Origin of the sequence: Bartonella jaculi (genome assembly GCF_039543045.1) — a bacterium.
Lineage (GTDB): Bacteria > Pseudomonadota > Alphaproteobacteria > Rhizobiales > Rhizobiaceae > Bartonella > Bartonella jaculi.
In genome coordinates, this window is the sequence record NZ_BAABIZ010000039.1 from 1 (window position 1) to 8,617 (window position 8,617).

The following is an 8,617-nucleotide window of genomic DNA, read 5'->3' on the forward strand; positions in this document are numbered from 1 at the left end:
TATGATGGATATCTTTGCAAACTATATGACGGATCTACAATTCGATGGAAAGCAGAATGTGGGATATGCCCTTGGTGGTGCGCTCATCTTGTCCATTATCTCCATTGTGCTGTTACTCAAACTGTCAACTATTGCCAGCGCTTTGGCGAAAAGCGTTACATTTGGGCACCTATGAAAATTAGATACAGCAAGGAGAAATCCTCCTCGTAGTAGCCATACAATCAAATAATCCTTTAACTAAGTGTATTATATACGCGCCATAGTTGTATTTTTTCATAGACAATAAAGGAATAAGAGTTATAGGCAAGATATTTTATGATCAAAATTGAAATAATGATAAAAAAATGGTAAATTGTATTTTACAATTGCAAAAAAGAGTATTAAAATGAAAAAAGTCATTTTTTCAATTTTGATTGAAAATCTTTTGTCAGCTTGCCTATTTGTTCCAAAACCAAAACAACCAAGTAATTGGAACCGTGTACCTGTTAATAAAACAGTCCCTGCCGAAATTCAGCGAGGAGCCATATGAGAAAGTTATTTATTATAATAGGAGTGATTGCATTTATTGGAATACTAAATTCAACTCGAGCATTTGCATGGAGCGAATGGAATTGGGGATGGCATCCAAAACCAAAAGCATCACAACAGAAGCCCTCTTCAGAACACGAGTATCTGCAAATTATTGATTTATTGAAAAAACAACTTGAAGTAAGCCAAAAACAGCTTAAGAAAGCGGAAGAAATGCATCGATCTCTAACAGGCACTCGAACAAAAAGCAAAGAGCCTGGAGAAGATGACGGAAGTTTTTATTTTCGAAATCCACAGTTTATCTACGATAAAGATAAACAGAAGGACATTTTCGGCAATAACAAGATTACCGGCACTGACGTTATTAGCCAAGAGTTTAATAGGATTGCAAGGAGTGAACTCTATCCTCAGGATTCTACTACCAGTGCTGTACGCAACATGATTAATAGGCGCAAACAATATGCAGAATTTATGGATAAAACCGTAGCTTTACAGGTTTTTAAGGAAATAGAAAATCGTTTTCAGCAAATTGCAAATATGTTAGTTACCTTTGACCAAATGAAAGATTTAAAAGGCGTTACAGAATTGCAAATGCGTATGAAGGGAACGCTAGCCATGATTCAGAATGAAACAGCAAAACTGCACATGATCGCACATTCACGCAACATTGAACAAGCACTCATTAGCCGATTACAACGTACGCGCAATGTGCAAATTTTGGGAAGCACAAATACACAAATGCCGCAAATAAGATAAAGTTTTTTATAAACAACTTGTCCTATGCCATTGTCTTTTTACCTTCGCTTTCGAGAAAAGCCAACCACATAAGTTTGAGTATTCTCTCAACATTTCTAAAGGAATACACGGGGATTCAATCCATCCTAATCCCAATGAAAAATGCTGGGGCGAATTGTGTAAATGCAAATAAAACATATAACCCCCACCCATGTTGCAAGGTAATGGAAAAGTGAAAATTCGTTAGAGAGGAATGCCATGAACTTCACAATGTTCACGCAACTGTTCAATCACATTGATAATGCAACAAAAACATATGTCACGGATATTTCCTCAAAAGCGATTATCATGATTACACCCTTCGTATCAATTGGTCTCACTATCGCTTTCATCGTATATGGATGGTTCATCATGCGTGGTGCGATAGATATGCCAGTCTCTGGATTCTTAAGCCGTTGCCTGCGTATAAGCATTATCACTTCAATAGCTCTGACTGCAGGACTTTATCAGCCAGAGATTGCAAATTTGATAATAGACATGCCTCATGACTTGTTAAATGCGCTGTTAAACAATCCACCAAACAACAACAAACTAATCAGTTTGGTCGACAAAGTCGCTGAAAGAGGATTCGAACGTGCAAGCGAAGCTTTCGAAGAAGCTGCTTTCTTGGATGCGGATGGATTGCTTTATGGCCTCTTCGGTATTCTTATCTTACTTGCAACAAGCTTTCTCGCTGCAATCGGCGGCGCATTCATTCTGCTGGCAAAAATCGCTCTTGTGCTTCTCGTAGGACTCGGACCGCTCTTTATCATTGCCTTGCTCTGGCAACCAACTTATCGTTTTTTCGAACAATGGATAGCCCAAATCTTAAGCTATACAATTCTCGTTGTGCTCCTAGCCACCGTATTTAGTTTTATGATGGATATCTTTGCAAACTATATGACGGATCTACAATTCGATGGAAAGCAGAATGTGGGATATGCGCTTGGTGGTGCGCTCATCTTGTCCATTATCTCCATTGTGCTGTTACTCAAACTGTCAACTATTGCCAGCGCTTTGGCAAAAGGCATTACATTTGGACACCTATGGAACTTAGATACAGCAAGAAGAAATCCTCCTCGTAGTAGCAGCCGCACAATTAAATGAGCCTTAACTAGGTGTATTATATCTGCACCACAATTGTATTTTTTCATAAACAATAAAGAAATAATAATTATAGGCAAGATATTTTATGATCAAAATTGAAATAATGACAAAAAAGTGATAAATTGTATTTTACAATTGTAAAAAAGGAGTATTAAAATGAAAAAAGTCATTTTTACAATTTTGATTGCGAATCTTTTGTCAGCTTGCCTATTCGCGCCAAAACCAAAACAACCAAGTAATTGGAACCGTGTACCTATTAATAAAACAGTCCCTGCCGAAATTCAGCGAGGAGCCATATGAAACAAAAACAAGCTAAACCAGTAAAAGCCGAACAACTTAATAGTTATTATGAAGAAAGCCGAGGCTTGGAACGTGAACTCATCAGCGAATTTATAAGATCACGCAGAACAGCGTGGCGTGTAGCGGGTGCGGTTGGAGTTTTTGGATTGTTAGGTATGGCATGTGGAGTCGTTGGATTCTCTCAACCTGCCCCAACTCCCTTGGTGCTACGTGTTGATAACACAACTGGCGCAGTTGATGTTATTTCTGTAATGCGCGAGCATGAAACCAGTTATGGCGAAGTTGTAGACCGGTACTGGCTCAATCAATATGTGCTTAACCGCGAGACTTATGACTACGATACCATTCAGCTGAACTATGACACTGCAGCGCTTTTAAGCGCACCAGCTGTTCAACAGGAATTTTATAAAATCTATGATGGTGAAAATGCGCGAGATCAAGTGCTTTCCAACAAAGCACGGATCACAGTTAAAGTACGATCGATTCAGCCAAATGGACAAGGTCAAGCAACCGTGCGTTTTACGACGCAACAACACGACAGCAATGGCACTGTTGGGCCCAAACAACACCAGATTGCAACAATTGGCTACACTTATGTTGGTGCACCAATGAAATCATCTGATCGGTTGCTTAACCCCCTTGGGTTTCAGGTCACAAGCTATCGTGCTGACCCGGAAATACTTTTGAATAATTGAGGAATTGATTTATTATGAAAAAGCTTATGTTTATTGCCTTACTGTCCTCTTTTTCCTCACTTTATACGGTACCCGTACAAGCACTCAAAACCCCATTCAATTCACAATATGATCATCGCATTCGCTATGTAACATATAACGTTGCTGATGTGGTTCAAATTGAAACGGTTCTTGGTGTAGCAACACATATCATTCTTGAAGAAGGAGAGCAGTATATCACGCATGCTTTTGGTGATTCGGATGCCTATGCTTTTGCGCATAAAGGGCGGCATATCTTTATTAAACCCAAAGCAGAACTTGCCAATACGAATCTCATCGTTGTAACCGACAAACGTAGCTATAAATTCCGTCTACAGTTTCGAGAGGACCGTGCTGGAGCAACCTACGAATTAGCTTTCCATTATCCCGATACCAATACTCAAAAGTTACAAGGAGACAGTCAACGCCTTGCCATTGAACGTGGCTTTCATCAAAGCGTGAAAGGCTATAATCTCAGCTACACCATGAGCGGCAACCAAGATATTGCTCCGATCAACGCTTGGGATAATGGACGTATTACCTATTTCAAGTTTCCCGCCAACATGGATATGCCCTCAATTTACGTAGTAGATGCCGAAGGCAATGAAAGCTTAATACCGCGCACTGTCGTAGGCAATTCCAATGATATTATCGCTGTTCATAAAGTCAACCCTAAGTGGCTTATACGACTTGGAAAACGCGCTTTGGCTATTTTCAACGAAGCTTATGACCCCAATGGTATACCAAACACAACTGGAACAATATCCTCGGTGGTTCATCGCATTAATAAAGGAGGTAAATGATGTTCGGCAATAAGAAAGGAGATGAAATCAACACAGGTACAGAATTGGACTACGCCGAGCAGGAACACATTGAAGGTGCATATGGTAGTTCTGAACTAGGTAAAGAGCGCCGTCCAACAATTCCAGGTGCGCGTGCATTGTTAATGGTAGGACTCATTGTCATAATAGCAGTACCGATTGCTTTGACTTGGAAAGCTTTGAAAATGCGGAATAGCATAGACCTTGAGGAAGAAAAACCCCAACAAACCGTGCAGCAAATTATACCGAGTTATACCCCTCGTGTTATAGAAGAACCAAAAGTTGTAGAAGAATTAGACAAACCGACAAAAACAGAAGAATTAACACAAGGCATTCAACCAGCCTTAGCTCAGTTTCTTCAAACGACGATACCACCGCATTTAATCAAGGATACGGAAGAATTGGCGCGCAAGCGCATGTTAAGCTCGAGTCTTAACAACGGTGGCGGTAGTGAAGGCTCTGCAGAACCTTCAAAAAATAATACCAATGAGAACAATGGTGGCCCGTTATTCGATCAACTTCAGCCTGTACGCTTAGGTCAGTCACAGGCACTTCAACTCCATAACCGTGATTTATTGATTACGCAGGGAACGCAGATAGATTGCACACTGGAAACAAAAATCGTCACATCACAGCCAGGAATGACCACATGTCATTTAACACGTGATGTATATTCTACGAGTGGTCGTGTTGTTTTGTTAGATCGTGGTTCTAAAGTTGTTGGTTTTTATCAAAGCGGCATACAACAAGGACAGACCCGCGTTTTTGTGCAATGGTCACGTATTGAGACGCCTTCTGGTGTTATCGTCAATCTTGATTCACCCAGCACTGGCCCCCTTGGTGAAGCCGGTATAGGTGGTTGGATTGATACACATTTTTGGCAAAGATTCGGTGGGGCAATCATGGTGAGCATAATTGGTGATTTAGGAGAATGGGTGAAAGGCAAATTTGGTAAAACAAATAAAGACGATAAGGAGAAATCGCAATATCAGAATGTGCAGAGCGCTGAATCGGTGGTTAACGAAGTTCTTCAGAACTCAATCAACATTGCACCAACACTTTACAAAAACCAAGGCGAGCGGATAAATATTTTCGTTGCTCGGGATCTGGATTTCAGTAATGTCTACAGCCTCGTTACACGCTAATCAAATACACAAGGATCAAGCAGTTGCGCAGCTTTTGCAGCCGCTTGATCATTTTTTAAAAGATCCGAAAATTACTGAATTATCGATCTGTCGTCCCTGTGAAGTATGGACAAAAAGTTTTGAGGGTTGGCAGGTACATAGTGCACCAGAGCTGACAAGCTCTTTTTTACAGACACTTATCACAGCCATTATCGTTTATAACGGTATGGCACCTAGAAGTATTAATTATGTGCTGTTGCCCGGAGGACAGCGCGGTACAATTATACAAACACCAGCTATCATCGATGGCGGCCTATCCTTTATGATTCGCAAGCATTCTCTCACGGTTAAAACGTTAGAGGAGCTTGACAGAGAAGGAGCACTCAATGACTTTACCGATGTAAGTTTCAATAAGCCTTCAGAGAAAGAAGCAAATGACTTCTTATCGAAACAAGATTTCACACGACTGGAACCATTTGAAGTTGAACTTTTGCAATTCAAACGTGACAGAAAGATTCTTGAATTTTTGGAAAAATGTGTACTTCATAAACGCAACATTATTATTGCAGGCAAAACAGGATCAGGTAAAACCACATTTGCCCGTTCTTTAATCGAAAAGGTACCTGTTGAAGAGCGTATTATTACGATTGAGGATGTTCATGAACTTTTTTTACCAAATCATCCTAACCATGTGCATATGCTTTATGGCGATGATGTGGGCCGTGTTTCAGCCGATGAGTGTTTAGATGCATGTATGCGTCAATCGCCTGACCGCATTTTTCTCGCTGAATTACGTGGCAATGAAGCGTGGGAATATCTCAACTCGTTGAATACTGGTCATCCCGGATCAATTACCACAACACATGCCAACAATGCTTTACAAACATTTGAACGGTGCGCTACATTGATAAAAAGATCAGAAGTTGGCCGTCAACTCGATCTAGAAATGATAAAAATGGTACTCTACACCACAGTTGATGTGGTGTTGTTCTTCAAGGAGCGAAAACTTTCCGAAGTTTTTTACGATCCAATTTTTTCTAAATCGAAAATAGCTTAAACGGGGACTTTTCTTAAGCACCAATAGTTTTAACACAATACCACAAAATGAACAGAAGCCGTGGCAAATTGTCACGGTTTTTTTCATTTAATTCAACCTTTTTCAAAAATACCTTCCCTACCTCTGCTTTAGTCTTTTCCTATACTTTTAACGCTCTTGCAAAACAAAGATAAAAGAGAGATGATGCAAAACCCCTAGGAAAACCAGGTCATGCACAAAGCTCTCCTTGCTCTTTTATACCATCACCTGCAATAAATTCTCGTAGTACTTTTTTGAAAGTGCGTATTTACACCGAAAATAAAAAATCACGACAGAATAAACATTCTTAAAAAAGAAGCAGTTTTCATCTCACATATCACTCTATCCTTATGATATTAAGCTATTCGACAACTATCCACGATCGCCACAGAGGCAATAGCTTAGAATGTCCTTTTAAATACCTTCCCAGCAGCATCATTTTATAAAGATGAAATATTAATCCTATTCAAAAGCAATCGTCAGATTGCTATGAAAAGTGGTTCTACAGCTGTTCATGTAAGATGACCACTTTTCCCGCCTTTTTGATAAAGCTTTCATTGTCATGCGCAATTTTGTAAATTGTAAACGACACCCTTCTTAACTTTGATGATATTATCAACAACGCCTTATAGTATTAACCCTAGCTTTTAATCGCTCGCCATCATGAATTTCAAGGCTATCTTATGAGAATCAAAGAAGCAGCAAAATGCTAATTATTGCGGTTGGGAAGTTTTGTAGTTTTTACCGTCAATAGTGATCTTATGCTAAAATAACAAAATTTGCACTGATTATGATGTAACGCTTTTTGATCGTGTAAAAATTGTACCTATTACTGATGCGCCTTTAAAAGTGTCATTTGTTAAACTTGAAAAAGCCTTTCGATTTTTTAATGGGGCTTTAAATTGTCTTTTTTTCTAATAAAACGTTATGGGTATACACACTACAATCCCTAACTCTCTCTGTAATTACATAAAAAAGGAATGCTAAAAAAATCAAACACCTTCAAACTATAAATATAACTTTTAGTCATGACAAAATAACTTTAACAAAACCAAAGCACTTTAATTTCAAAAGGCAATATATTACCTCCACTTCAATCAGAGCTTTAGGCTCAAGCACTGCCAAAGACCACTCTGTAATGAAGTCATTTTGAATCTAAACATGATGTAATGAATTTCATGGATTTTTTTATCCAAATTAAGAGGCATTGCATCTCGCGCCATCAAACAAGCAAAACCACCATGTGCTTTTAAAAAGCTGTTTTTGCTATTGCATCATCCTTAAAAAAAGAGGTAACAAATCACCCCATTACCTAGAAAGTATTGAGATGATATGATTGCAAAAGAAAACAGTAGTGTATTGTATCTTGAAAGTGCATTCTATACGCCACTGAGTGCAGCATTTGAATCAGCTTCTTGAATACCAAATGAAAAAGATAAATGATGAAGCTTTTTTCGATAAAAATTAAAAAGAAGCTACTATTTGTTTTTGAAGCAGTAGATTTCTTAAAATTCATGTCCACGATCAGTAGAAGGCAATTTTTTTTCAAAAAACTTTTTAGCTTGCTCTTCTTGTTCTGCGCGGCGTTTTTCTTCTTCGCTTTTACCACAACCAGAAATGTTTAATCCTATACCTAACATAACCATACATAATAAAATAAATTTCTTCATTTTTCCCCTCTTTTAATACCTTATATATTAATGTCCTCCCCAAAAGAGGGGTTTCTATTTTTATGATGTATCGGAATACAGCTTTGATCGTCACTTCTTTGCTTTTATAATAGAATAATTTACGACAAACGCCGTATGAGTTTGTCATAGTACACAATTATAAGGAAAGAGCCAAAACTTAATGCAAATGATGAAATCATAAGGCGCACTAATACTTTTGTCCAATCCATTTCTAATAGAGATACTGCAACAGGAATTGCTACTAGCCCAAAAATCCTATGAGCATTATAATGCTTAGTATCACTCTTAATGGACCACGAAGCCATAAAAGAAAAAGAACCAATGTCTTTTTGCTTATTTGTATTTTTGTCACGAACTTCCGTTCTATCAAACTTACGTAAATATTCTCATTTCTGATTACATCTACTGTTGATTTCCTGCTTCTTCGAGGCTGGTTTCACCAAAGTCACAAGACATTGGCCAGAGCCTTCCTCTCCACAGGCTG

The 8,617-nt window shown here is 38.6% G+C and carries 9 protein-coding genes and 1 pseudogene; 9 read left to right on the plus strand and 1 reads right to left on the minus strand.

What is annotated here, in order from left to right; translation table 11 throughout:
* From ABD915_RS08375 to virB11, 9 genes and pseudogenes are all read left to right on the plus strand, one after another.
* Positions 1 to 175 (plus strand): annotated as a pseudogene (locus ABD915_RS08375) (trwi protein); the annotation flags it as partial.
* 210 nt (positions 176 to 385) lie between these two features.
* Positions 386 to 529, plus strand: coding sequence for a TrwH protein (locus ABD915_RS08380; protein WP_345117337.1), 144 nt, complete (start codon positions 386 to 388; stop codon positions 527 to 529).
* On the plus strand, positions 526 to 1,284 hold the full coding sequence (locus tag ABD915_RS08385; RefSeq protein WP_345117339.1) for a TrbJ/VirB5 family protein: 759 nt from the start codon (positions 526 to 528) through the stop codon (positions 1,282 to 1,284). Before ABD915_RS08380 ends, ABD915_RS08385 begins: the two co-directional genes overlap by 4 nt.
* A 237-nt stretch (positions 1,285 to 1,521) precedes the next feature.
* A complete protein-coding gene (locus ABD915_RS08390) occupies positions 1,522 to 2,409 on the plus strand; it encodes a TrbL/VirB6 family protein (RefSeq protein ID WP_345117341.1) in 888 nt (295 codons plus the stop codon).
* A gap of 156 nt (positions 2,410 to 2,565) precedes the next feature.
* Positions 2,566 to 2,709, plus strand: a complete 144-nt coding sequence (locus tag ABD915_RS08395; RefSeq protein ID WP_345117342.1) for a lipoprotein — start codon at positions 2,566 to 2,568, stop codon at positions 2,707 to 2,709.
* A complete protein-coding gene (locus ABD915_RS08400; protein ID WP_345117343.1) occupies positions 2,706 to 3,404 on the plus strand; it encodes a VirB8 family type IV secretion system protein in 699 nt (232 codons plus the stop codon). Before ABD915_RS08395 ends, ABD915_RS08400 begins: the two co-directional genes overlap by 4 nt.
* Positions 3,405 to 3,418: 14 nt before the next feature.
* The gene (gene virB9 / locus ABD915_RS08405; RefSeq protein ID WP_345117345.1) at positions 3,419 to 4,225 is read left to right on the plus strand and encodes a P-type conjugative transfer protein VirB9; all 807 of its coding nucleotides are present in this window, start codon (positions 3,419 to 3,421) and stop codon (positions 4,223 to 4,225) included.
* On the plus strand, positions 4,225 to 5,388 hold the full coding sequence (gene virB10, locus ABD915_RS08410; protein WP_345117347.1) for a type IV secretion system protein VirB10: 1,164 nt from the start codon (positions 4,225 to 4,227) through the stop codon (positions 5,386 to 5,388). The genes virB9 and virB10 overlap by 1 nt, the downstream gene beginning before the upstream one ends.
* Positions 5,363 to 6,424, plus strand: a complete 1,062-nt coding sequence (gene virB11 / locus ABD915_RS08415) for a P-type DNA transfer ATPase VirB11 (protein ID WP_345117349.1) — start codon at positions 5,363 to 5,365, stop codon at positions 6,422 to 6,424. Before virB10 ends, virB11 begins: the two co-directional genes overlap by 26 nt.
* A 1,523-nt stretch (positions 6,425 to 7,947) precedes the next feature.
* Here the strand turns inward: virB11 and ABD915_RS08420 are convergent.
* Positions 7,948 to 8,112, minus strand: coding sequence for a hypothetical protein (locus tag ABD915_RS08420; RefSeq protein ID WP_345117351.1), 165 nt, complete (start codon positions 8,110 to 8,112; stop codon positions 7,948 to 7,950).
* Positions 8,113 to 8,617: the final 505 nt, after the last annotated feature.

Coding starts and splice junctions, on each gene's coding strand:
- ABD915_RS08420 (WP_345117351.1), bottom strand. CDS start 8,112: ATGAAGAAATTTATTTTATTATGTATGGTTATGTTAGGTATAGGATTA.
- ABD915_RS08380 (WP_345117337.1), top strand. CDS start 386: ATGAAAAAAGTCATTTTTTCAATTTTGATTGAAAATCTTTTGTCAGCT.
- virB9 (WP_345117345.1), top strand. CDS start 3,419: ATGAAAAAGCTTATGTTTATTGCCTTACTGTCCTCTTTTTCCTCACTT.
- virB11 (WP_345117349.1), top strand. CDS start 5,363: ATGTCTACAGCCTCGTTACACGCTAATCAAATACACAAGGATCAAGCA.
- ABD915_RS08385 (WP_345117339.1), top strand. CDS start 526: ATGAGAAAGTTATTTATTATAATAGGAGTGATTGCATTTATTGGAATA.
- virB10 (WP_345117347.1), top strand. CDS start 4,225: ATGTTCGGCAATAAGAAAGGAGATGAAATCAACACAGGTACAGAATTG.
- ABD915_RS08390 (WP_345117341.1), top strand. CDS start 1,522: ATGAACTTCACAATGTTCACGCAACTGTTCAATCACATTGATAATGCA.
- ABD915_RS08395 (WP_345117342.1), top strand. CDS start 2,566: ATGAAAAAAGTCATTTTTACAATTTTGATTGCGAATCTTTTGTCAGCT.
- ABD915_RS08400 (WP_345117343.1), top strand. CDS start 2,706: ATGAAACAAAAACAAGCTAAACCAGTAAAAGCCGAACAACTTAATAGT.